The following is a 23158-nucleotide window of genomic DNA, read 5'->3' on the forward strand; positions in this document are numbered from 1 at the left end:
TCTCAAAGAAGGAAACAACATGGACTCCCGAATCACCCAGTGGGCAGAGCGCCTGCGCGCGGCCGAAGAACAAAAGACCCCGATCGACCCACTTCGTGAAGAGATCGGCACAGATGCTGACGGCGGCATCGCGTATGCGATTCAACAGGCCAACGTCGCTCATGCCGTCGCGCAAGGCCGCCGTATCGTCGGACGCAAGATCGGCCTGACTTCGCCAGCCGTGCAAAAGCAACTTGGAGTTGATCAACCCGACTTCGGAACACTGTTCGCCGACATGCTGTTCGGGGATGGCGAAGAGGTGCCCATGTCCCGCACCCTTCAACCCAAGGTGGAGGCGGAAGTGGCGCTAGTGCTGGCCTCTGACCTTCCGCGTGAGGACACCACTTTGGTGGAACTCATCGCGGCCACGGCCTATGTGATGCCCGCCATCGAAATCGTCGGAAGCCGCATCGCCAACTGGAACATTCGATTTACAGACACGGTCGCTGACAACGCCTCCAGCGGCTTGGTGGTGCTCGGCGGGGTCCCGACAAAGCTGGACGGCCTGGATCTCAAGAAGTGTGCGATGACGATGACGCGCGGCACGGACACCGTCTCCAGTGGAAACGGCGCTGCCTGCCTGGGCCACCCGCTCAATGCGGCGGTGTGGCTCGCACGCAAGCTTGCGACCCTGGGCCAGCCGTTGCGCGCGGGCGACCTGGTACTGACCGGCGCATTGGGCCCCATGGTTGCAGTCAATGCGGGCGACCGATTCGAGGCCCACATCGAAGGTGTCGGGACAGTACGGGCCCGGTTCTCCGCATCGTAAGCCTTCCGTGTCCAAAGCCTACACACCTCCCACCCGCACGGCGACTGCCGTGGCAACGCAGAAGGAACAGCAATGACCCGCAAGCTCAAGGCCGCAATCATCGGCAGCGGCAACATCGGCACAGACCTGATGATCAAGATCATGCGGCACGGCCGCAATATCGAAATGGGTGCCATGGTTGGCATCGACGCCAAGTCGGACGGTCTCGCACGTGCCGCACGACTGGGCATTGCGGTCACCCATGAGGGTGTCGAGGGCCTGGTTCGCCTTCCGGTATTCCAGGACATTGACGTCGTTTTCGATGCAACCTCTGCTGGTGCTCACATCGGTAACGATGCGTTGCTCCGCCAGGAGAAGCCCGCCATCCGCATAGTGGATCTGACGCCTGCAGCAATCGGTCCCTACTGCATTCCCGTGGTCAACGGCGCCGATCACCTAGATGCCGTGAACGTCAACATGGTGACTTGCGGCGGGCAGGCAACTATCCCGATGGTGGCTGCGGTTTCCCGCGTCGCTAAGGTTCACTATGGGGAGATCGTTGCCAGTATCTCCAGCAAGAGCGCAGGCCCTGGCACCCGCGCAAATATTGATGAGTTCACGGAGACAACCTCCAAGGCCATCGAAGTGGTGGGAGGCGCGGCCAAGGGCAAGGCAATCATCGTGCTCAATCCCGCCGAGCCGCCGCTGATGATGCGCGACACCGTGTACACGCTGAGCGAGCTGGCAGACGAGGACGCCATCGCCAAGTCCGTTGAGCGCATGGCAGCTGACGTGCAGGCCTATGTGCCTGGCTACAGGCTCAAGCAGAGCGTGCAGTTTGATCGCATTCAGAAAGACAGCCCCATCCGCATCCCGGGCGTCGGCATGAGCATGCACGGATTGAAGACCTCAATCTTCTTAGAAGTGCAAGGCGCCGCGCACTACCTGCCTGCCTATGCCGGCAATCTGGACATCATGACCAGCGCTGCCTTGCGCACCGCAGAGTCCATGGCCGAGCGGATGCTCGAAGCCGTCCAAGCTTGAAGGAAAACCTCACCATGAGCAACGATCAAACCAAGAAGATCTACATCTCGGATGTCACGCTGCGCGATGGCAGTCATGCCATCCGGCACCAATACAGCGTGGAGCAAGCCAAGCAGATTGCCAAGGCTCTGGATGAGGCCAAGGTGGACTCCATCGAGGTCGCGCATGGCGATGGCCTTCAAGGTGGCAGCTTCAACTATGGCTTCGGCGCACACACTGACATCGAGTGGATCGAGGCGGTAGCCAGCGTCATCAAGCACGCCAAGATCGCTACCCTGCTGCTGCCCGGCATTGGCACTGTGCATGACCTGAAGGTCGCTTACGACGCTGGCGCCCGCGTGGTGCGCGTTGCCACGCACTGCACGGAGGCGGACATCTCCAAGCAACACATCGAGTACGCACGCCACCTGGGCATGGAGGCGGTCGGCTTCCTCATGATGAGCCACATGACGACGCCCCAGGCGCTTGCACAACAGGCCAAGTTGATGGAGTCGTACGGCGCCACGTGCTGCTACGTTGTGGACTCGGGCGGTGCATTGAGCATGGACGACGTGAAAGCGCGCTTTCGTGCCTTCAAGGACACGCTCAAACCTGAGACGCAGACTGGCATGCACGCGCACCACAACCTGAGCCTGGGTGTAGCCAACAGCATCGTCGCGGTGCAAGAGGGTTGCGACCGTGTGGACGCAAGTTTGGCAGGCATGGGGGCTGGCGCCGGCAATGCCCCCCTGGAGGTGTTTGTCGCTGCCGCCGCGCGTCTCGGCTGGAACCACGGCACCGACCTGTACAAGCTCATGGATGCCGCCGATGACATCGTGCGTCCGTTGCAGGACCGCCCGGTGCGCGTTGATCGCGAGACCCTGGCCCTGGGTTATGCAGGCGTGTACTCGAGCTTCCTTCGTCACTCCGAGGCCGCCGCGAAGAAGTACGGCCTGAAGACCGTGGACATCCTGGTCGAGCTGGGCAAGCGACGGATGGTCGGTGGTCAGGAAGACATGATCGTCGACGTTGCGCTTGACCTGCTGCGAGCCAATCCCTCATCGTCCACCGCCGCTTCAGCGGCGTAAGCACGCGCCGATCTCTAGATTTCGAAAAGCAGAAAGCAATCACATGACCACAGCAGCAAGCGCAATCACGGAAGCATCGACCAGCCGATTCGTGCGCATCAAGGAAGCGGACCTCGATCTGCAACTCCACTACAACGACGCGGGCAGCGGCGACGAAACCGTGGTCATGCTCCACGGCTCGGGTCCTGGTGCCAGCGGCTGGGCAAACTTCAATAGAAACGTCGAGCCCTTCGTCAATGCTGGCTATCGCGTGATCCTCATGGATTGCCCTGGCTGGAGCAAGAGCGATCCCATCGTGAGCAAGGGCTCGCGATCGGAACTCAATGCCAAGGCTCTGAAAGGTCTTCTGGATGCTATCGGTATCAGCAAGGTGCACTTGGTCGGAAACTCGATGGGAGCGCACAGCACAGTGGCTTTTGCCCTGGCGAATCCGGATCGCGTTGGCAAGCTGGTGCTGATGGGCGGTGGAACTGGCGGCGTCAGCTCCTTCGTCCCTATGCCGACCGAAGGCATCAAGCTCATCGGAGCACTCTATCGCGACCCGACGATCGAGAACCTCAAGCGGATGATGAACGTGTTCGTCTATGACACGAGCAACCTCACTGAGGCTTTGTTCCAGGCCCGCCTGGACAATATGCTTGCCCGCCGTGAGCACTTAGAAAACTTTGTGAAGAGCGCGGAAGCCAATCCCAAGCAGTTCCCGGATGTAGGACATCGCCTGGGCGAGATCAAGGCGCCTGCACTGATCATCTGGGGCCGCGATGACCGGTTCGTGCCCCTCGACACGGGGCTGCGCCTAGTGGCAGGTCTCCAGAACGCTGACCTCCACGTATTCAGCCGCTGCGGCCACTGGGCCCAGTGGGAGCACGCCGAGAAATTCAATCGCATGGTGCTGGAGTTCCTTCAGCGCTGATTGCCTCCGCCCAATCATTTCAGCAGCGACAGTGAGCCAGGCACTCCTGGCATTCTTGCCGCCAGCGGCTTGCGGCTGCGCGGCGGCATCGGATCGATAACAAAGCAAAGGAGACAAGATGTCTAAGATGATGCGCGCAGCTCGACTGCATACGGAAGGCCAGCCCTTCCAAGTTGACAATGTGCCTGTTCCCGACGTCAGGCCTACTGACGTCCTCGTGGAAGTGAAGGCTGCTGGGGTTGTGCCAAACCTCCGCAACGTGGTGACTCACTACTCTGAATGGTTTCCGTTCCTTCCGCTGCCCAAGCTCCCTGCGATCTACGGCCTCGACTCTGCAGGCGTTGTAGCCGCAGTGGGGAGCCAGGTGCGGTCTGGCATCAAGGTAGGTGACCGTGTCTATGTGAATCCTGGACTTTCCTGTGGATCGTGTATCGCCTGTCGGCGTGGCGACAACGTGAACTGCACTGCCTACACTTTCCAAGGCTACTTTGGCTTCGGGCCAGGTTCTCAAAAGCTCTTCGAAGATTACCCCTACGGTGGTTTCGGCCAATACCTGACGGCGCCTGCTTCGAACCTGGTGGTACTGCCAGAGAGCATCACCTTCGAACAGGGCGCACGCTTCGGGTACCTGGGGACTTCCTACTCAGCGTTGCGAAAGGCTCAGTTCTCGCCCGGTCAAACCGTGTTGGTCGACGGAGGAACGGGAACGCTTGGTCTGGGCGCTGTGATTCTCGCCCTTGCAATGGGCGCGGCGAAGGTATTCGCTACGGGACGGAACAAGGCCCTGTTGTCCAAGCTGAAGCAGCTCGATGCGCGTGTCGTACCCATCGAGCTGGGAGTGCGTCCCACCGCCGACGTGGTGATGGAAGCCACGGATGGCTACGGAGTGGATGTGCTGATCGAGACGCTGGGACCCAATGCGCCACCGGCTACCGTCCTGGATGCATTCAATGGCCTGCGCCGTGGTGGCAAGGCAGTGAATATCGGCGGCGTGGCGGAACCCATCCCGCTTGAACCCTTCCCCCTGATGTGTCTGCAGAAATCCTACATCGGCTCACTGTGGTTCACCACGGCCGAAGGTCAAGACATGGCAAATATGGCCCATGCGGGAACGCTCGATTTGGGTGTCTTTGAGCACGAGCGCTTCACGCTCGATCAAGTGAATGAAGCTTTGGAGGCCGTCGACAAGCGCGGCGGCGGCTTCACTAACGTAGTCATCATGCATTGACCCACGAGTCCGGCGGGAGCAATTGCGCCGCCGTACAAGTTCAAATTCAGGAGACAACTATGCAAGTAAGACGCATCGTAACCGGCAACGACAGCCAGGGAAAATCCATTTTCACATCGGACGAAATCACTCCAAGGTTTCACAGCTTCGTGCATGTACCTGGTTTTGAGACAGCGCTGGTGTGGGGTACCAATTCCCCCGCTGCAGCAACAGGTGAGGATCCGACTGCAAAAGCAATTTCGTGGCTTCCTCAAGCTGGTGGTACCAAGCTGATGGTGATCACTTTTCCTCCCGACAGCGTAATGGGATCAGGCGATTTCGATCCTGCTGCCGCCGGAGGCGAGTACATGGAAACCATCCCAGGCTTGGCCGAGCGATTTGAGATGGACAACCCGGGCATGCATACGACGCCTACGGTGGACTACGGCATGTTGCTCGACGGCGAAATTCACCTCGAGCTCGACAACGGCGAGATAAAGAAGCTTGCGAAACACGACGTTGTAATTCAGCAAGGTACGCGTCATGCCTGGAGAAACCGAAGTGCCGCGCCCGCCACCATGTTGTTTGTGCTGATCGGCACATCCAGCGCTGTTTGAACGAATAAACGCACCGCTATGTACTACGAACCCGGAAACATTCCGCACGGCCTCAAGCACGACCCCTTCAAGTCTTGCGTTGTTCCACGTCCAATAGGCTGGATCTCCACAGTCGACGCGGATGGCAACCACAACCTTGCTCCGTACAGTCAATTCCAGAACGTGACTTTCAACCCTCCAATTGTCATGTTCGCATCCAACCAAGACAGTAGGGGAGGACGCAAAGATTCTGTCCGCAACGCGGAGCAAGTGGGTGAGTTTGTTTGGAACATGGCCACTTGGGATCTCAGAGAGGCGGTGAATATCAGCGCTCAAGAGTTGCCACCCGAGGTAGACGAGTTCGAACTTGCAGGGCTAGAGAAGGCTCCTTCACGACTGGTAAAGCCCATGCGCGTGAAGCGATCCCCGATTCAGTTCGAGTGTAAATACCTCAACACCCTGCGCTTTCCGGGGAATGGACCGATGGGTAGCGCTGACGTGGTCTTTGGGAAGGTGGTCGCCATTCACATCGCCGACGAAGTGTTGGATGCGGATGGTCTGGTTGACATTGTCAAAGTCCGGCCTATTGCACGTATGGGCTACTTTGAATACACGTCGGTGGACTCAAAATTCAGCATGGTCATCCCCGGTGATCAGCGGGCGCTGCTGGGTGGTCTGGAAGGATCGCCTGACAAGGTCAGCATGGAACTGAACAAGTCGTAGCACGCAAACCATACTTAGGAGTGCTACCGATGAAATCCTCGTTTTTTGGCAGGATTGGTATCCTGCTCGTGACCGCATTGGCTGCAATCTTGCCTCTCTCGGCTGGAGCGCAGACTTTTCCTGACCGGCCAATCAAAGTCACGGTCGGTTTCCCGGCTGGGACGGGACCGGATTTGCTCGCTCGCGTCGTTGGGCAACGCTTGTCAGAGCTTTTCAAACAACCTGTTGTCATCGACAACAAGCCCGGAGCAGGTGGGCAGATTGCATCGCAGCAAGTGGCAAAGAGTGCTGCTGATGGCTATAGCCTTCTGCTTGCTGAGGCCGGCTCGATCAGCATCGCGCCCAGCGCGTTCACCAAGCTTCCTTATGACCCAGCCCGCGAATTTGTGGGGGTGGCAGAGCTAGCGTGGGCAGACTTTGTGTTGGTAGTCCCTGCGACATCGCCGTACGCATCTCTAATGGACATGGTGGCGGCCAAGAAGGGCAAGTCCAATCCGTTGAATTTGGCTACCTTCGGTGCCGGCAGCCCAGGCCATTTTGGGGCGGTGGAATTCGGCCTTCAGGCGAATGTGAAAGTTGAGCCTATTCACTTTAGAAATACTGGGGATGCAGTTACAGCGATCATTTCTGGGGATGTCGACGGTGCCTGGGTATCTACGGCTGTTGCGAGTGCTCAACTAAAGGGCGGAAAGATGCGGGCCTTGGCAACCACCGCAAAAACACGCTCTCCGCTTATCCCCAGCATTCCAACTACTGCTGAAGCCGGCATGCCAAAGCTGAGTTTCTCATCGTGGCTTGGTATCTTGGCTCCGGCGGGTACGCCCGAAGCCGTGTTGAATGAAGCCAACCGCTCGCTATTGTCGGCACTCCAGGCACCAGACGTGACAAGCAAGCTTACGGAGGCGGGGTTTACTGTTACCGGGGCGAATCGCTCTGAAACCAATCGAATGCTGAAGGCTGAGGCGAGCCGCTGGAGCGCCATCGTGAAGACATCGGGATTCAAAGGCGACTAAACGTCCGGCGCATAGCTAAGTCTAGGTCGAGTGCTCGATCTAGTTCAGACGGGCGCCAGGGCGTGTCCGAGGCCGTGTTGGGTTGTCGGCCGGTGCCCTCTCTGCTCCTTGTATTTGCCCGCTTTCCTGCTGTAAGCTGACTTAAGCCACGGGTATTCGGATAGGCTGCAACCGCTGCAAGACCGTCTTTGAATGAGGCGAATACCGAAGGAGATGTACGCGGCCATCACTGGTTGAAAGCAACTGACCAGCAATCAATGCTCGAAATTCTCAAGCTTACGGATCTGCGCGTTCCGTCATAAGGGCCCCCGGGTAGAGTTGATTCAGAATTTCGGCAACCAACTCGATAGTTCCCAGCACCTGGTTTGTCAGCATCGAACTGCCATGCGCCAGCTCGTTGCGAATAGCTGGCAGGCTATCCGGGAGCCCTCCTACGAGGTCCCACTGATGATCTTCCGGCAATAACTCTAAGATCTCCGGTATCTGGTACTCCACAACGGTCAGCTCGTTATCAATCATTGCTTTAAAAGCTTCCATGGACAACCGCTCTCGCGCATTGACCTGTGCCGCGTGGTGCCAACGTCGAAATCCCTCGTTTCTCACCAGTCCATGATCCACCGCCATGCGGAGCAGTCTTTTGAGCATCAGCTTCTTACCCTGTTCCTTATCCGGAAGCGTGGTGCGCAGTCGTTCCCGCAGGCCGAATTCAAGCGCAGACAGAGCTGCAGCCGTTGCTGGCATGTAGAAGCGGTATACGTACCAAGCGTAGAGATAGAGGTTCCGAGCGTTCTCAAACTGAATCGCCACTGGCTCGGGAACGGCGGAACTGATTTGGATGGCGGCAACTCCAGCGTGATGCACAGCGAGCGAGGGTGGTTCTGGTGCCGCCCATGTGACCGTGCGCGGGTCCGGCAGCATGGCTGTGGCACTGTCGCGTAATCGGTCAGCAGAGTGGAGTGTTGCCTGCTTCATATTCGCTCCATCCCAATGACCAATCATCAGCCAGCAGCGCGCGTTCCTCGGCACTTCGGATAGGTTGTGCACCCCCAGAAGTTGCTTCCAGTATTAGCGCCTTGTCGAGCGGTGCGCAACTGCATGGATGCGCCACAGCGTGGACAGTCCGGCGAAGAGGTCTGTGCTGTGGTGACCGCAGTGGCTTCGGGCTGCTGAGCCTGCGCCGGAGAATCCGCTGCAATTGGTGGAGACGAAGAAGTTCCGGTCCGCCGTGCACGTTGAATCATTGCGAAGAGACGAGGGCCGTCGACCAGCTCAATGTTTCGACCTTGGGCAAACTCCACGGCGTCTGTTGTGAAGCGGCCTGAAGTCACCACGAATCCGCCGGTAGCGCCCTTGGCTGCCATGACACCGTAGAGTTCGCGGACGGTGGTCACCCCCACCTTGTACGCCTTCCACTGTTTGCACTGCACGAAGAATTTCTCATTGCCTTTGGTGAGTAAAAGATCTACACCGCCATCTGGGCCGGCTCCCCCTAACTCGGCAACCTGGTAGCCCTGATGTCGATAGGATTCCCCCACGAGGATTTCAAACTCTCTCCAGTTCATGCCGTCCAGTGCATCCGCGCTTTCAGCTTCCGAAACACCAGCAATCAGTTCCCTGCGTTGTTTGCGCCGCCATGCAGAGATCGCAGCAGCAATCAGGCACATGAGGGGAACGAGATACTGGCCGATCGTCGCCAGTCCATGGATGATGGCCTTTTGCATCATGGCTCCCACCATCGCGCCACCTTGGCCTTGGATATCGGAGGGTTTGATAGGAACAGCCAAGTTGCTAAGCACGATGTAGGTGACCGCAGCCAGCACCAAACAGACCCACCATGGAAGCAGGGACAACAAGTCCAGGATATCCTCCAAAGGACTGGTTTTCTTACGTCTGGCCATGATTTCCTCCCTGGGCGTTGGTTCTTTTTTGAAGCAGGTGTGTTTGCGCCTGAAAGCTCAGCGGTATCTTGGCGACGGCTAGCCTCGGGACACGCTGTATCAACTGCGGACGTGCTGGGCCACGAATCGTCAGCAATCTATGTTCAAGAGCTTCTTTGCCGCAGTGCAGTTCAACGCAATCTCAGAGGTCTTTCCTTCCTTGGCGTTGAAGATCGTGAAGACCATGTAGTTGCTCGTATCGCACTGAGCACGAATTGATCCATCAGGCGCTCTGACGGCGTTGGAGACGGTTCTGCAACTCGGAAAGTTGTGTTTGATGATCCTGCTAGCTACGGCTTTCGTATCACCCTTTGGCGCGGCGCCCACGCTCGATTGCGCGATGGCGGATGCGCAGAAGAACGTTATGCAAAAAACAATGATTGCGATCGAACTGCGATAGGGGAGTTTCATGGTTTGCGATTGTTGTCGGAGGTCCTGGCGGCATACGGCCAGCAGGCAGTTCACCAATGCCTCGGCTGCGTGCGCCGTCATTGGACTGCAGGTATGCCAAGGGCATTGAGCGTAGGCGTTGTCATGGTCCCGGTCTTAGGAAATCCCTTCAGCTCCTGGAAGTGTTTTAGCGCCTCACGCAATCCGTCATTCATCACCCCGTCAATCGATCCCTCGTATAGGCCCAGGCTGCGAAGCTTGATCTGAACTCGCATGATCTGGAGCCGCAGTTTCTCTGGATGAGTCAGCTCATCGGTCGCTTGGGGCTGCTTGCCCGGTTGCGCTGACTGGGACATTCCATTCTTCGCGGGGTTGTTGGATCCCGATGCGTTGTTCGAATCCAGAAACTGTCGAGGTGCACCCGGGGCTGGGGCAGACTCCGGAACATAGCGGTTTGTCGAAGGAGAAGGTGCTGGCGCGGGCGATGGTGCGACGTAAGCTGGAGCGGGGCTTGGCGCTACGTATGCAGGTGCCCGGTAACTAGAACCGCCGCTGGATCCTGAGTAATGAGAGCTGTGGCTTGAATGCGACCTGTGGCTGGAGTGCGAACGATGCCCTGCAAAAAGATTGTCTGACTCTAAATTCAATGGGCGCAACGGCACGGCACCTGTCGTGTCGAGCGGCTCCATCTCCGCTCTGGGTGCGGGTGCCGCTGAGACGCTCTTTGTGACCAGCAAAGGCAACCCCGCCACGAAAAGAGAGAGGTTTCGGACGAACTTGCTCATAAATTAACCTCGGTTGTCTCCATTGTTCTTAGGGGCGCAGGTTTCCAGCCTCGCTCATGCCAGGCGAACAGTCCGGAGCAGTTCTGTCTTGCTGCACAACCCTCACATTCGGGTGCGAAGACATTCTTCCAATCTGAAATGCTTTTCTGCGCCTGAGGCCAAAGAGGCTGAGGCAATGCACACAAAGGCGTGTTCATCCAGACGTGGGGAATCCGGTAGGTGCGAAGCACTCTGCGGGTTTGCTCCAGTGTTGCGCCCCAAGCGACCAGGTCCAATTCGCATGCCTCTCGATTGGCGAGAGCAAACCCGATCGGCTCGCATCCCATCAATGCCCACTCCCGGATGAATGGGAGATTTCGTGCGACGAACAGGGCTAGCTCCGGCAGAACCTCCAAGACAGGAGAAATCAACACGGAGCGCAACTGAATCTCTTGCTGGTGCTCCTGGAGCGTGAGCAATCCATCAATGGTCTCGTCAAAGGCGCCGGGGGCCTGCACCACAAAGTCATGCAGGAAGTTGGCATGCCCGTATAGAGGCACCAACCAACGGACCTTCGTAGTGAGACCGGACAACACCTCCGGCACCACAGAGGCATCTGCAAACAACCGGCCGTTGGTCAAAACTTCTACCGCTGTCTGGGGAAGACTCTTGTCAATGACATCCAGAACCCTCCGCAGGCTTGCTCTCAACAACAATGGCTCGCCACCAGTCAGGCCGATGGTCTGAGGATGCCAGTTCAAATGGCGGACGGCCTCCAGAGCTTCCTCAACGAGCCAACCGTCGTCTTCTTTGGTCGGCGGTTGGGAGCACATCAAGCAATTGCTGTTGCACCGATTTGTGAGGAACAGCGCGTGGTGGGTATCAGATTCACGTAGTAGGACAATCAACTCTCCCTTGAACGGGCGCGCGACAACGATGTCCCCAATCTCCAGCTGATCGCTTACGACCCAAGCGAGGTTGTCTAGGCCGGTACTCTGCAAGTCCTCAATGGAACGTCTCTCCTCGGAAGTCTGAACTCGAACCAAGAAATACAGAGACGGCTCCCACTGGGCTGCAAAGCCCTCGAAATCCACCACCCGACGCACGCGCAGGCCGCATCTCTCATCGAGGTCGGCAGACACTTTACGCATTGGCGCATGACTCCCGCACCTGCGCCCACTCGTGCAAAAGCGCAGACGTATCCTCGTCGGCAGCGCGCAGGGTAGAGAACATCGCATCAAAGAGCGCCATGTGCCGCTGGCAGTGTTCAGTTGCCCCCGCCGCGAAAGTCATTGTTCCGTGTTGAGCCTGGGCATCGACGGGGTTTGGAGAGCAGTACAAGTTGTAGGCGCAGTCGCGGCAATCGCTCATGGATCGAACGTCGCAGGCCTCCACCAATTGCTGTCGCACCGGGGAGTTGAGTAGCTCGTCCAAGGATTCACCAATGCGCCCCATTCTCAGCGAGCGATCTCCTGTCTCTGCGAGCATTCGTGCCTCGTCGCTGGGATACACGAACCCGTCGTAGTTGTAGACCAGGACACTAGAGCCAGCACCTGTTGGACTTTGAAGATCCACGTAGCCCGCATCAAAGGTGGAAAGCATCTTGTTCAGTAGGATCGATGCATACACCTCTCGCAGCTCCACACCGCGCTGGTTCCAATACATGATGCGATCCAGGCCGCGCCGGTAGAAGTTCAGGAAATCTTGGACAGAGTAACCAAGCAGGTTTTGATTGCGTTTGGCGAAGCCATAGCTGCTGAGGGGGCGTAAAAAGATCTCCCGAAACCCCTGGCGAACATATTCATCCACGATCTCCTCAGGGAAAGCCAGAGACGCTTTGGTTGTCGTCATCAAGGCGGCAACGGCATCAACCCCTATTTTTTCTCGTGCGAGATGGATGCCAGCCAGGGTACGTTCGTAAGCATTTCGACCTGGGGTCGGTCGATTGGCGTTATGTAGTGCGCGAGGCCCATCCAAGCTGGTCGACATGTAGACGTTTTGTTCCTTGAAAAAGGCACACATCGCGTCGTCGAGCTGATGGAGCGTTGAAGCGACTACAAAGCGAATCGGACGATTCGCCGCAGCTTCCTCGCGAATGCGCAGAATGGCATGTTTGACCAAGTCGAATCGCAGCAGCGGATCACCGCCTTGAAACTCGACTGTGAGCTGATCGGATTTGCTTTCGAGAATGGTGTCGCATGCTGCATTCAGATCCGTGAGCGATATCGTATGCCCCTCGTCGTCGAGAGATCTGCTTACCTGGCAATACTGGCAGGAGTGGGCGCATTGCAGGGTGGGCACGATGATATGAAGCGATGGACCAGAGGTAACGGTCTCTCGCTTCGCCGCAATACGCGAAGCCAGCAAGCGTTGCATGCCCTTTGACGTAGCACCATCAGTGAGCAAAAAACGGGCTCGCAAGTCGGCTTGTTTTCGAAGGTCAAGCCTTTGCGGGGATGCGTGAAATCGATCGAATTCCTCACTGTCAAAAAACGCAAAGTCCCCGGCCGCTCCGGTCACGATGATGTGGCCATCCGGAAGTAGGCGGTGTTTGGCCGGCATAGCCCGAGGTGCGTACATCACCCCGGCACCTGCGTAGACCGCCTGTCATTCGACTCTTGATGCTTGACCTTGATCAAGGAGCACGTTGCATTCATGCGAGCCATGTCCCCTCTTGTTCTAAATCTCATGTTCAGAAACATTGTGCAACAACAATTCCCAAAGTCATACCGAGAAATGTGCGGCTTGGCGAAGTGCATCTTGCTCCTATTGAAGCGTTGAGGATTCGTTTCCAGGCACATTCCGATTCGATAAAAGACCTTTGGTGGAAGTATCAGGAGGGGCTTGGATCGATCAGTCGGGCACGCCCTCGCTCACAAAGTCGTCTTGCTGAGTGACGTGCACTCTGACCCACGTGGTGGTGTAAATTTAGGTTACAACCGATCACGTCAATCTAAATAGATAACCTCATGCGAATATTGAAAGCTGTCAGCCTGGTTGTAGCAATCGTCCTAACCGGCTGCGCCACACAGTACGGGCCCAAAACCATGGTGGAAGGCGGGCGATATGCTCGCGCTTATGCAATGGTGCATGAGGACGGTCCGTACAAGGGGGATCGTCAATCGCTGGTTCAGCTGATCCAAGAAACAACCAGAACCAAAGGCGGAAATGTCTTCCTCGATTCCTACAAGGAGAGCATCCAGATCGACACGCCTAAGGACGTTAGGTTTTTTGAAACGCATCTCCGCAATATCAACTTTGCCTACGAAGACAAGCTCATTACGGCGGGCCAGAGAACTGAACTAGTTGATCTGCTGACTCTGCAGTTCGCCATGCAGGCATTGAAATCCGCCGAGCTACTTCAAAGTCAAAACCTCCTCAGTACACTGAAAATCTCTGCCGACAAGACCGCTTTGGCGGATAGAGCACTGCAAGGGTTGATCGCAATCCAGGGGAAGGAGCTGGAGCAATATTTCCCGATCTTCAACGCATACAAGTCCGAGAACAACACTGCGGGAATGGACCGTGCAGTGAAGGTCATGCAGCCACTCGTGGATGTACCCACCACCACATTGAAAGGGCAGAAAGCTGGCTTCTATGCTCTGGAAATCTACGTGCGGTACGTGGAGGTGACTGGAGACCGCTCAATGGACGAGAAAATCTTAGGCCTGTTGGGTGAGACCAAACTGAGCAAGGCCAATCTAGAAGTGGTCGAGAAAGTTTTCCCCGACTACTCCAAGGCCCTTATGGCCGCACGGAGCATCAAGGTCGATTTCAAGACCAATGGCGACGAGTTCCTGCTTTCCGAGCTGGCAGACGAAGTGCAGAAGGTCAATGAATGGGTCGAAGTAACACCCGACGCTACCAAGAAGATTCTGTTCAATCGTCTGCGCCTGAACGAGCAGCGCATGCCTCCGACCACCAACACAGAAATCATCCCCGATCCTGACTTCGGAACGCTGCTGATGATCCCTAAGAACGCATCTGTCCTCATTGACTACACATCCTCTGAATACTCACTTCAGTGGAATTTCACTGTGCAAGATCCGCAGTCGCGCAAGAGCAAGACCTTTTCCGGCAACCGCAAATTCAAACGCATTGAGTGCCGCAACGCGCGCTATCAGAACGTCTTCGGAGGAGTGGGAGCCCTGTACTCATTCCCCAATGCGCGCACCCAGCAAGCCTGCGCGGAGGGAGCAGGCGTGGACTTCGATGTTGCACGAGCCAGCGTGCTGCAAGACATAGCGAAGGAAATCAACAACGAGTTCCTTGCAATCACGAAGTAATCAATCTTCTTCCAGGCCCTACAGCAGCAACGTCGCAGCCGTGGTGGCTGATCGGGCAGTACGTTATGGCAAGAACGTACGGCTCACCTCAACACTCGGGTCGATGTAAACGCTGCAGAAGCGACTACAGACTTAAACTGGAGTTGCCTCGCATGCACAATTCGCCCGGGGGTGGAATTACTCCTTTGAGCGGAGACCCTTATATCTCGACCAGACTTGTGGATGGAATGACATTACCGCTGTCGACGCGTGATTGGAGGGCAGGGTTGGGGCTTGATGTGCTGGTCGATGGGCTGCTTTGACGCAGTCCTTTCAGGAGGAACTCACGTGGCATCAGACCACCAACGCATCCTGATTCTGTGCAAGACCTACCCGTCGCCCAGCGCTCGGTATGTTGAAACCTCTTGCGTCGCCGGTATGACCGACGACGGGCGTTTAATCCGGCTGTTTCCGGTGCCATTCCGGCTGGTGGAGGACGACCAGCAGTTCAAGAAATGGCAGTGGATCACAGCCCGGGTTCGCCGCGCGCAGGACGATGCCCGGACCGAGAGTCACCGCGTTTCGGTGGACACGATCGAGGTGGAGGGCGATCCGCTTCCCACGCGCGACTTCTGGATCACCCGCCGCGAGGCGATTAAGGGCGTACCAGTGTTTGATTCGTTCGATGCGCTGGAGGCTTCACGTCAGGCTAGTGGGACGACCCTAGGGCTGGTGCGGCCGAGCCGCTTGCTGGGGCTGGACATCAAGGCCGTGGAATCTTCAGACTGGACCGAGGATGAACTGGCCAAACTGTTGCAGGAGCAACAGCAGGGCAGCCTGTTCGACGCGGTGGAGGATCAGCGCTCCCTCAAGACGCTCAAGAAACTCCCTTACGACTTCCACTACCGCTACGAATGCCAGACCTCCGAGGGTGTGAAGACGTTCAAGCACAAGCTGGTGGACTGGGAGGCCGGAGCGCTCTACTGGAACGTGCACCGCCGTGCTGACTGGCAGGAGGCGATGCGGCACAAGTTTTTCACCCAGTTCAGCGAGTTGGATGTCATGTTCCTCATGGGTACCATACACCGCTTTCCGGGGCAGTGGTTGATCGTGAGCGTGCTGTACCCGCCTAAGCTGCCAGAGACGCTGGTGCGTCAGCAAACACTGTTTTAGCCGTCAGGTGGTGCACCGCTGGGCCACCAGCAGCTCGAACAGCGCGGGCCACGTAGGAGCGGTGGCAGGCAGAAAAATCAGCCTCGAAACAGACCAGGCATGCCCGGTAGTCGCGGGCTGTGGCGGCCAGGTTGCGCACCTCGGTTTTCACGGTATCCAGATGGGCCAGAAAACCACGGGTGTAGTCAGCCCAGTCGCCATTTTCGCGGTATTTGTCGCGCACGGGCTTGGGGCAACCCAAGGCGGGCCGATGTTCATAACCGATGCCTGCCGCGGCCAGATGCTCGCGGAATGCACTTTTCGAGAACCCCTTTTTGCGTGAGAGCGGCAGCTCGCGCACGTCCACGATCAGGTTCACGCGCGCGTCCTTCAGACGGGAGATGAACCCGTCGATAGTCAAACCTTCGTAGCCGAAGGTGAAAAGCGCGGGAGTGGTCACTGGTAGTCGAGGGTTGGAGCATCACCGAAGAATGGTGCGGGACAATTGTCTCACGCGAGCTTTGACTAGGTGTGCCGCAGTACACGATTCAGCGGTAGAGCCGAGACTGCCGGGAAGCAGTCATTCGTCGACGCCCGCTCCATAGCCGAGAGCAGGCGCCTGCCGCCGCCCTACTGACCGACCGCAACCGCTGCAGAACAGACCTCAGGCGTGGCGGCTTCAGGCTGTATGCCGCCATTCAATTCTGTCAGCACAGATGTCTGCTGCCGCCAGCACCAGCCATTCGACTGATCAAATGAAGGGTGCATTGCACCATCTAGGACCGGCCATCGAGCGAATCTTCTGCTCCTGGGTAGTTGACCATGACCTTAGATAGGTCAACGGCAACGCTCGTCATCTTCGGGCAGCCCTGTCGACTCGTCTCGGACATTGGCCTTTATGAACCCGAACCAATACTCTAGTGAATGCATTTCAATCAAGTGGTACTCGCAAATCATGGGAAGCTGCCGCTCGATCTCGGGGAGCAATGCCTCAATGTAGCCACGCTGCTGATCGCCCCCATCGAGAAGCAAACTCATGTACGAAGGCAAGTATTCAGGGCTCTCGCGCTTCTCGATACGGTGGGCACGAAACAGCCCGGTCATGAGAGAGGCCCGAACGCTGAGATAGGCCAGGGGCGTAGAAACCTCCTCTCGGCTCTGGGCATTCTTGCTCGCGACAAGATAGTCGGCTATCCAATTGATGCTCAAGAGCTGGCTTGCCTCGTCACGGATAGCTGGATGAGGATGCCGAGCGTGCGACAACTGCAGGTTCGCTGGATAGCTGTTGTAGAAGCGCTGGAACATGCACCCCACGGAGCAGAGCAGTAAATAGCACACGTTGAAATTCAGCCTTCCGCTCCGAACAAGGTACTTCAATGTCTGATCCATGGCGTCAGCATCGGCCATAAGCTCCCGGGCCTGGGCAGCAAGGTCGGGCTCGACGGCTTTTCCTTGAGTTGCTGACGAGCTGCCCGAACCATTGCGATCGGGTAGAACTGAAGTCGAATCCTCCATCTCAAGGAATCCCAATTCGCTGACCAACGACGCTCCCTTCGAGCGCATCCGATAGTGGCCTTGCACTGCGTGCCCCAACTCGTGGAAGAACGTCCAAACGAGCATCAACTCGAACATGATGAACCGGCATCGAACATCGTCAGGCTGTAGCTGTAGTTCTCTGTCTCTAGCTTCGAGGTTCAACGTGACAAAGGTCTCGCAAACGGGGCGAAACAAGTTTGCGACGTTCGACTCGTGCAGCTCCGGTAGCGGGCTGGTGAACCTGACGCGGCAATCTCGAAACCGCTCCGTCTCATTGAAATGCACCAGCGTATCCGTCTCTTCATTGAGCCGACGGCAGACGATTGGGTACGAAAATGCGTCAGCGTAGATATCCGAGATAAGCGACAGCCGAAACTCCATTCGAGGATGGAGCGGGTCGTTGGGATCAATGGCGATGCCCGCGTTGGGCTTGCCCAACGTGATTTTGAATGTTAACTCGCCGCCACGCGACGCAAAAATTTCGTCATTAGCCCAGTCGACGAGCTCATCAATCAGTTGGCTAGCGAGACCTTCGACGAAATCCTTATTGATGTACTTCTTTTCTTCCTGAAGGCGAAGAATCTTCAAATCGTCCGTCTGGTTCATATGAATAGGTTACTAGCACTGCAACCCCACCCAAAGTCGAGTTCACAGTCGTTCGTTTTGCGAGATGTGTCGCGCGCGAAAGAATCCAAAGTTTGATTTGAGAGGCTCCAGATAAGAGTCAGCCTATCACGGCCCCCGGCTCGGCTTTGCACCGCGTGAAATTTCCCTGAATCGCATTGTCTATCGCTCCTCTATGACCACCACAGTCGCTCAATCAAGACTGAGCAGATCAAGGTTGAATTGAGTCCAGGGCCGACAGAAACACAGAGACTGTGACGGAGATGCCGCCTGTAGTCACGGGGCGCGGTGTAATGCGAGGGCAGTCATCTCGGATGAGGGGCTATAGCTAAATATGGTGACTCCCGGGCTCGCGTCCGCCGGACGTAGAAGGCATCGGGTGAAGACCAGAGAATCTCCGCCACATTGATACGATAAGAAATCCGACGAAGCACAAGAAATGATCGCGAGAACGAAAGAATGACTTACTTCCACGTCCTTAGATCGGCGCCAAACACGCGACTTCTCTCTGTGGGCGACACCGTCCTGACCGCCGAAAAAAAATTCAATCCTTTCTACGAAAGAGTGTGCGACATAAACCATGAGATCCCTGTCGCGAATGAACCCAGACGTTTGCTTGAGTTCTTCGGAAGTGAGATCGCGGCCAAATATCCCGGCACAGCGTTGGCCCCCAACGTGAAGGGAATTTTGGAGGGCTACGTGCGATTACTACGTGAAATGGAGTTTGAGAACGTAAGGCGAGAGTACTTCGGAAAATTGCCTTCGCGCACACGTTGTATCTGGATTACCGACAGCTTGCCAATGGCGTTATATTGGATGAAACGCTTGGATAAAGTAAGCCTCTGCCAGATCGTAGAGGTGGAAGTCGAAGGAACGCTACATCGGGCCGATGGCAGGCACCTTGAGTACGATTCCTCATCAATTCAAGAATTGCGCGAAGCTGCCGATCGTTACTGGCGGGGCGAACCGCACGACACTCCGGAGCCTGAACTTCTGCTCGAAGGCGGAATGCACATCGCCAGAGTCGTGACTGAGTCGTCATGACCAGCGGATGCTGCCAGCAATGCATCGCAAGAACATTGCAGAAGATTACACGAACGAGTAGCTGCACATCCTAGTGGTGGGCCGCGTCGATTCATTCAGCTATCGTCGGCGGCGATCGCGCCTACGCTGCCGACAGGACACTCCCTGTGCTGCTAGTGCACTCACTCACAGGTCCTGGATGGTCCTAGGCAAGACTACGTCCGCAAGAAGGCAAATGATACGAACCATTGAACAGATCCGCCATTCGCCAACCACGCAGCCTTGGCCAATTCAAGGACAGGTCTGTGGCTGAAACGGGGAGTTGTCATCGTTTTGGGTGTGAGACTGTTATTGCTGCAAAACATCCCTCTGTCGCGGCAGTTGTGGCTGGGTACGGTCGTTCGCCGTTCTAAAGCGAATGTCAGCGGCTGCCGGAACCGGTCATTGACCTTCCTTGTGCGAAGCGATTCCCCTTGCCGCCGACAACTCTCAGTCGGAATCTGTAGCCAGCCCGGTCGGTTAAAGGGGGAATGACCTTGGTCTTCGTGCAAAACTCCGTCACCAATCGTCCTACGTCAGAGCGCCACGCGCCAGTCCGACTGACTAGGAGTTTTCCTTAGAGCTTGTGCCCCTTGAGCAGGGGGCATTGCGGCCAAAGCGGATCGAGGATGAGCGTGTGGACTTTTGCTCGTGTGATGCCGACTCGGAGCACACGTCGGCTCTTGGAATACGGGGCAGGGTCGCCTCGCCAAACAAAAGATGATTCGACGGCGGGGCCGGTCCGACGAGCTTCGCGGACGAGGATGACTCCGTCGAACTGCTTGCCCTTGGCCTTGTGGAAGTTCATGACTTGCAATCCCATCGACGGCTCCACGCCGTCGAGGATTTGCTCCTGTGCGAGAGCCAAGTCGAGGGCGGTGCGGGCGTTGGTGTAGGCGCCGTCGCGAAGCCATTCTTCAGAGAGGGCAGCCGAGATGCGATGTCCCCGACGGAACGCGACCAAGAAGTCCAACTGCGCAGCGACCCGCCCAAGTTCGTCTTGATTGGTCGCTCGCAGCTCATGTTTGATCGTGAGCCAGTCCTCGGAGGGATCGCCGCTGAAATCGTTGACTGCCAAGCCTGAAATCAGGCTGCGCAGCGCGTTGGCGATGTTGATGTTCAGGGCCTTGCCACCCTTGATTTTGTTGGCCTGCTCCAAGAGTTTGGCGACTTCCTTCCGACCCTGTCCCGTCGCGCGCCTCGCTGCGGCGATCATTTCCATGCTAGTGGCGACATCGGCCTCCAGTTGGGTGAGATCCTTGGGCTCCAGCAGAAAGGCCGCGAAACGAGCTGACAGCAGCGCTTCGGCCTCGTCGAACAGTAGCTTGTGCCGAACCGGCTTCCCGACATTGGCCCCCAACGCGTTGAGGGCATTGGACATCTTCAAAGCACTGCGGTTGTTGGTGACCAGTATCGCGATCGTCTCTACCTTCTTGTCGCTCTGAGCCCGAATTGATTTCAAGAGCTCCCCGAGGGCTCGGCGCAGCAGATGATTCCAGTTCGGCGGTGGCTTCTCGGGGCGGTAGGCAAGGGCGGATACGCCCTTGTAGGGCGCGCCGCGCGGCTTGGCCGTCAGGATGTCATTGCCGAATGCCAAGATTTCGGAGTCCGGGCTGCGGTGGTTCTGCGTCCCAAGGTCGATTTCGTGCGGCTTCAACGTTGCCCGGATGGCGATCACGCGCTCCGGACCGACGCCTGGCAGGTAGTCGAAGATTTGCTGCTCGAGGTCTGCCAGGCAGAGCACCTGCGTGTGTGGCGCGAGCATCTGGATGCACTGCCACGCGTATTGGCCGGTGTCCTGGGCCTCGTCCACGATGATGATGGGATGCCGATGGGCGATCGACGCCAAAAGATGCGAGCAGCGGGCCAACAGAGCTGTCGCATTGGGCGCGAACAGATCGAACGCGATCCGCCCCTCTTCTCGAAACAGCCGCTCGCGCTCGACGAGCCACTCGTCCCAGCCTTCGTCTTCGTCGCCGAGGCCGCCCGACAGGGCCTTCTCGTCGTGTGGCAGCAAGATCGAGAGCCTATGCGGAGCCCCAAGCAGGTAGGCGTGGGCTTTGAGGATGTCCCAGAAGAACGAATGAAACGTCTGGATGGAGAGCTGCTCCTGTTCGGCTTTGGTGGCTTCGAGCTTGGCGGCATCGAAGATGCGTGCCACTGCCGCCCGCGAGAAGCTCAGGAACAAGGCCGACTGACCCGGAAGCATGCCGTCGCGAATCCGCTTGACCGCCTTGCGCAGCGCGAGTGTCGTCTTGCCGCTGCCGGGGCCGCCGATGACCAAGACATGGCCCTCGCAAGCCATGACGCTTTCGCGCAGCTTGCAAGGCTCGTTCATGGAGCGGCAGCAGCGGCGGCCGGTTCGGGTGGTGCTCCATCGCCGTCGTCGATTGGGGGTGGAGGCGGGAACAGTGCGAACACTGACGCCAGAAACTTCGTCACCGTGACCGGCAGCTCGTGGAGCTCGCACTCCTCGAACAGACGCGCCGACCAGCCGGCGCCCTTGTTGCCGCCGAGGGCTTCTTTGGCGATGGCCTTGACCGCGTCGTCGTTCGGGCGCGCATCGGGGATGGCGACGTTGCCGTTCTCATCATTGGCTTTTAGGCCCGACAGGAAGGACCACAGCCGATCCACGGGCACCTCCGCCACGACTAGGTCTTCGAAGCCCTTGTAGGCGTGCTCAACATTGATTTCGAAGTTGTCCGCCAGAGCCTGCGCCTGCTCGGCCTTGCGCTTATTTTTGTAGTCAAGGTCGTAGAAGGCGAAGGTGCGTAGCCCCAGCGTCTTGAAGAACTTTCCGAACTTGGGCATGTTCGACTCGCCATCAGCGTCGAAGAAGGTCACACCCGCGATGTCCAGCGGCTGCAAGTTGGGATCGCTCTCTTCCATGCGCCGTGCGACGACGGGCATCGCATGCAACTCGGTAACGCCTTCGACGACGATGGCTGCTCGTCCCAGCATGCATTCACACAGGCCGGAGCGAGAGAAGCGCTTGTAGTCGTTGTCTTTGAGGCCGGTGGCATCGGAGACCTTTCGCGCCGTGACCACGCCGGCATTGCGAGCCAGCAGCAGTGTCTTGGATGGCTCGAACTTCTCGATCACAAATGGCGAGTGGGAGGTCACGAAGGCCTGTGTCGTCTTGGTCAGCAGGTATTGGGCGATGCGTCGCTGGGTGTGCGGCGGCACCGCGATCTCGGGCTCCTCCATGGCGAAGATGACCGTGTCGGGCTTGAGGTCGGCGATGAAGGAGAGCAACGCGAGCACCAGCGTGTTGATGGTGCCCGTGCCGGCGTGGGGAAATGGGACGTGTCCTTGGTCCGCCGACAGCGCCAAGAAGAACGTCATCGTCTTGCGCAGATGCTCACGCGTGAGCTCCGAAACATGCAGCTTGGTGGCGTTGCCGGGCGACTCCAATGCGATGTAGCGGGACAGCCGCCTCTCCACGGATCGCAGAACCGGCGCGATCTCGGCCGCGTCGGCTTCGATGTCGAGGCCGCGCAGGCGCTCGATGGTCTTCTCCCACAGGCTGGTGCGCACGCCCTTGGTCCGCAGGATGATGTCGAGAAGCGACCCACGCTCCAAGCTCAGCGCCCGCGAGCCGGTCCGAAGCGCCCGCAGGTAGAGGAAACCAAACAGCCGCTTGATCGGCTTGGGAAGCTTGGTCAGCTCCCCTGGGGGAGCATCGGGACTATGGGAGAAGTAGGTGCGTGCTTCGAACTCGTCTTCCTCGGGGTTGTATTGGCCGATGGTCTCGATCCGAAGGCAGGGGACGGCATGGGGCGGATTGGCGGCGTCGGCCTCTCCCGGCCCAAGCAGTCTTTGCTCGGCTACATGCCAAAACTCGATGTTGCCGCCGCACTTGGCTCCGATCTCGGCGCCGGGTTCAATGAGGACCGCCTCGATCCGAAGCGGAGTCGGCACCCGCTCCGCGCCTTCTTCTGCGGCAGGGGCGAGGTATTCAGCGTTGTAGAAGTCGAACTCATCGACCGGAGGGAAGCGGTTGTGTTAGCGCCAGTGCAATCGTGATCAGCAGTGCCAGTCGAACATTGACCAGGGGCTGAAGCTGGTTCCATTAGAA

The 23158-nt window shown here is 57.7% G+C and carries 21 protein-coding genes; 11 read left to right on the plus strand and 10 right to left on the minus strand.

What is annotated here, in order from left to right; translation table 11 throughout:
• Window positions 1-19 precede the first annotated feature (19 nt).
• From mhpD to AvAM_RS11155, 8 genes are all read left to right on the plus strand, one after another.
• Complete coding sequence (gene mhpD, locus AvAM_RS11120; RefSeq protein ID WP_137747133.1) at window positions 20-808, plus strand: 2-keto-4-pentenoate hydratase; 789 nt, start codon at window positions 20-22, stop codon at window positions 806-808.
• Window positions 809-880: 72 nt separating this feature from the next.
• A complete protein-coding gene (locus AvAM_RS11125) occupies window positions 881-1831 on the plus strand; it encodes an acetaldehyde dehydrogenase (acetylating) (protein WP_137747134.1) in 951 nt (316 codons plus the stop codon).
• A gap of 14 nt (window positions 1832-1845) precedes the next feature.
• Complete coding sequence (gene dmpG / locus AvAM_RS11130; RefSeq protein WP_137747135.1) at window positions 1846-2898, plus strand: 4-hydroxy-2-oxovalerate aldolase; 1053 nt, start codon at window positions 1846-1848, stop codon at window positions 2896-2898.
• Between the two features lie 43 nt (window positions 2899-2941).
• Window positions 2942-3811: an alpha/beta fold hydrolase gene (locus tag AvAM_RS11135; protein WP_137747136.1), complete on the plus strand. Its 870-nt coding sequence runs from the start codon at window positions 2942-2944 to the stop codon at window positions 3809-3811.
• Window positions 3812-3929: 118 nt separating this feature from the next.
• Entirely contained in the window at window positions 3930-5039 is a 1110-nt protein-coding gene (locus AvAM_RS11140) for an alcohol dehydrogenase catalytic domain-containing protein (RefSeq protein ID WP_137747137.1), read from the plus strand.
• A gap of 59 nt (window positions 5040-5098) precedes the next feature.
• Window positions 5099-5635: a cupin domain-containing protein gene (locus tag AvAM_RS11145; RefSeq protein WP_137747138.1), complete on the plus strand. Its 537-nt coding sequence runs from the start codon at window positions 5099-5101 to the stop codon at window positions 5633-5635.
• A gap of 18 nt (window positions 5636-5653) precedes the next feature.
• On the plus strand, window positions 5654-6337 hold the full coding sequence (locus tag AvAM_RS11150) for a flavin reductase family protein (protein ID WP_137747139.1): 684 nt from the start codon (window positions 5654-5656) through the stop codon (window positions 6335-6337).
• 29 nt (window positions 6338-6366) lie between these two features.
• Window positions 6367-7350, plus strand: a complete 984-nt coding sequence (locus AvAM_RS11155; protein WP_137747140.1) for a tripartite tricarboxylate transporter substrate binding protein — start codon at window positions 6367-6369, stop codon at window positions 7348-7350.
• A gap of 276 nt (window positions 7351-7626) precedes the next feature.
• Here the strand turns inward: AvAM_RS11155 and AvAM_RS25890 are convergent, their stop codons facing one another.
• The 6 genes from AvAM_RS25890 to hxsB all read right to left on the minus strand — a co-directional run bounded on the left by AvAM_RS25890 (window position 7627) and on the right by hxsB (window position 13003).
• Complete coding sequence (locus tag AvAM_RS25890; protein WP_249368065.1) at window positions 7627-8322, minus strand: hypothetical protein; 696 nt, start codon at window positions 8320-8322, stop codon at window positions 7627-7629.
• 26 nt (window positions 8323-8348) lie between these two features.
• Window positions 8349-9248, minus strand: coding sequence for a restriction endonuclease (locus tag AvAM_RS11165; RefSeq protein ID WP_137747141.1), 900 nt, complete (start codon window positions 9246-9248; stop codon window positions 8349-8351).
• Window positions 9249-9377: 129 nt separating this feature from the next.
• Entirely contained in the window at window positions 9378-9698 is a 321-nt protein-coding gene (locus AvAM_RS11170) for a hypothetical protein (protein WP_137747142.1), read from the minus strand.
• 77 nt (window positions 9699-9775) lie between these two features.
• Window positions 9776-10462 carry a His-Xaa-Ser repeat protein HxsA gene (gene hxsA, locus AvAM_RS26125; RefSeq protein ID WP_137747143.1) on the minus strand — a complete coding sequence of 229 codons (687 nt, stop codon included), beginning with the start codon at window positions 10460-10462 and terminating at the stop codon, window positions 9776-9778.
• On the minus strand, window positions 10459-11592 hold the full coding sequence (gene hxsC, locus AvAM_RS11180; RefSeq protein WP_137747144.1) for a His-Xaa-Ser system radical SAM maturase HxsC: 1134 nt from the start codon (window positions 11590-11592) through the stop codon (window positions 10459-10461). Before hxsC ends, hxsA begins: the two co-directional genes overlap by 4 nt.
• Window positions 11585-13003 (minus strand): His-Xaa-Ser system radical SAM maturase HxsB, encoded by a 1419-nt coding sequence (hxsB, locus tag AvAM_RS11185; RefSeq protein WP_249368067.1) that lies wholly within the window; start codon window positions 13001-13003, stop codon window positions 11585-11587. The genes hxsC and hxsB overlap by 8 nt, the downstream gene beginning before the upstream one ends.
• A 407-nt stretch (window positions 13004-13410) precedes the next feature.
• Between hxsB and AvAM_RS11190 the strand changes: the two genes are divergently transcribed.
• Entirely contained in the window at window positions 13411-14727 is a 1317-nt protein-coding gene (locus tag AvAM_RS11190; protein WP_137747146.1) for a hypothetical protein, read from the plus strand.
• A 327-nt stretch (window positions 14728-15054) separates the two neighbouring features.
• Window positions 15055-15879 carry a hypothetical protein gene (locus AvAM_RS11195; protein ID WP_249368069.1) on the plus strand — a complete coding sequence of 275 codons (825 nt, stop codon included), beginning with the start codon at window positions 15055-15057 and terminating at the stop codon, window positions 15877-15879.
• On the opposite strand, the gene AvAM_RS11200 is transcribed toward AvAM_RS11195, so the two are convergent.
• The gene (locus AvAM_RS11200) at window positions 15836-16318 is read right to left on the minus strand and encodes a DUF488 family protein (protein ID WP_137747147.1); all 483 of its coding nucleotides are present in this window, start codon (window positions 16316-16318) and stop codon (window positions 15836-15838) included. The two genes, AvAM_RS11195 and AvAM_RS11200, sit on opposite strands and share 44 nt — an antisense overlap.
• 377 nt (window positions 16319-16695) lie before the next feature.
• The gene (locus tag AvAM_RS11205) at window positions 16696-18000 is read right to left on the minus strand and encodes a hypothetical protein (RefSeq protein ID WP_137747148.1); all 1305 of its coding nucleotides are present in this window, start codon (window positions 17998-18000) and stop codon (window positions 16696-16698) included.
• A 477-nt stretch (window positions 18001-18477) separates the two neighbouring features.
• Between AvAM_RS11205 and AvAM_RS11210 the strand changes: the two genes are divergently transcribed.
• The gene (locus AvAM_RS11210) at window positions 18478-19062 is read left to right on the plus strand and encodes a DUF2441 domain-containing protein (RefSeq protein WP_137747149.1); all 585 of its coding nucleotides are present in this window, start codon (window positions 18478-18480) and stop codon (window positions 19060-19062) included.
• A 595-nt stretch (window positions 19063-19657) separates the two neighbouring features.
• Here AvAM_RS11210 and AvAM_RS11215 read toward each other — a convergent pair.
• Both AvAM_RS11215 and AvAM_RS11220 read right to left on the minus strand, forming a co-directional pair.
• Window positions 19658-21418, minus strand: coding sequence for a UvrD-helicase domain-containing protein (locus tag AvAM_RS11215; protein ID WP_137747150.1), 1761 nt, complete (start codon window positions 21416-21418; stop codon window positions 19658-19660).
• Window positions 21415-23001, minus strand: coding sequence for an ATP-dependent endonuclease (locus AvAM_RS11220; RefSeq protein ID WP_249368071.1), 1587 nt, complete (start codon window positions 22999-23001; stop codon window positions 21415-21417). The genes AvAM_RS11215 and AvAM_RS11220 overlap by 4 nt, the downstream gene beginning before the upstream one ends.
• Window positions 23002-23158 lie beyond the last annotated feature (157 nt).

It is taken from the genome of Acidovorax sp. NB1 (genome assembly GCF_005405905.1).
Lineage (GTDB): Bacteria > Pseudomonadota > Gammaproteobacteria > Burkholderiales > Burkholderiaceae_C > Acidovorax.

Coding starts and splice junctions, on each gene's coding strand:
- mhpD (WP_137747133.1), top strand. CDS start 20: ATGGACTCCCGAATCACCCAGTGGGCAGAGCGCCTGCGCGCGGCCGAA.
- AvAM_RS11125 (WP_137747134.1), top strand. CDS start 881: ATGACCCGCAAGCTCAAGGCCGCAATCATCGGCAGCGGCAACATCGGC.
- dmpG (WP_137747135.1), top strand. CDS start 1,846: ATGAGCAACGATCAAACCAAGAAGATCTACATCTCGGATGTCACGCTG.
- AvAM_RS11135 (WP_137747136.1), top strand. CDS start 2,942: ATGACCACAGCAGCAAGCGCAATCACGGAAGCATCGACCAGCCGATTC.
- AvAM_RS11140 (WP_137747137.1), top strand. CDS start 3,930: ATGTCTAAGATGATGCGCGCAGCTCGACTGCATACGGAAGGCCAGCCC.
- AvAM_RS11145 (WP_137747138.1), top strand. CDS start 5,099: ATGCAAGTAAGACGCATCGTAACCGGCAACGACAGCCAGGGAAAATCC.
- AvAM_RS11150 (WP_137747139.1), top strand. CDS start 5,654: ATGTACTACGAACCCGGAAACATTCCGCACGGCCTCAAGCACGACCCC.
- AvAM_RS11155 (WP_137747140.1), top strand. CDS start 6,367: ATGAAATCCTCGTTTTTTGGCAGGATTGGTATCCTGCTCGTGACCGCA.
- AvAM_RS25890 (WP_249368065.1), bottom strand. CDS start 8,322: ATGAAGCAGGCAACACTCCACTCTGCTGACCGATTACGCGACAGTGCC.
- AvAM_RS11165 (WP_137747141.1), bottom strand. CDS start 9,248: ATGGCCAGACGTAAGAAAACCAGTCCTTTGGAGGATATCCTGGACTTG.
- AvAM_RS11170 (WP_137747142.1), bottom strand. CDS start 9,698: ATGAAACTCCCCTATCGCAGTTCGATCGCAATCATTGTTTTTTGCATA.
- hxsA (WP_137747143.1), bottom strand. CDS start 10,462: ATGAGCAAGTTCGTCCGAAACCTCTCTCTTTTCGTGGCGGGGTTGCCT.
- hxsC (WP_137747144.1), bottom strand. CDS start 11,592: ATGCGTAAAGTGTCTGCCGACCTCGATGAGAGATGCGGCCTGCGCGTG.
- hxsB (WP_249368067.1), bottom strand. CDS start 13,003: ATGCCGGCCAAACACCGCCTACTTCCGGATGGCCACATCATCGTGACC.
- AvAM_RS11190 (WP_137747146.1), top strand. CDS start 13,411: ATGCGAATATTGAAAGCTGTCAGCCTGGTTGTAGCAATCGTCCTAACC.
- AvAM_RS11205 (WP_137747148.1), bottom strand. CDS start 18,000: ATGAACCAGACGGACGATTTGAAGATTCTTCGCCTTCAGGAAGAAAAG.
- AvAM_RS11210 (WP_137747149.1), top strand. CDS start 18,478: ATGACTTACTTCCACGTCCTTAGATCGGCGCCAAACACGCGACTTCTC.
- AvAM_RS11215 (WP_137747150.1), bottom strand. CDS start 21,418: ATGAACGAGCCTTGCAAGCTGCGCGAAAGCGTCATGGCTTGCGAGGGC.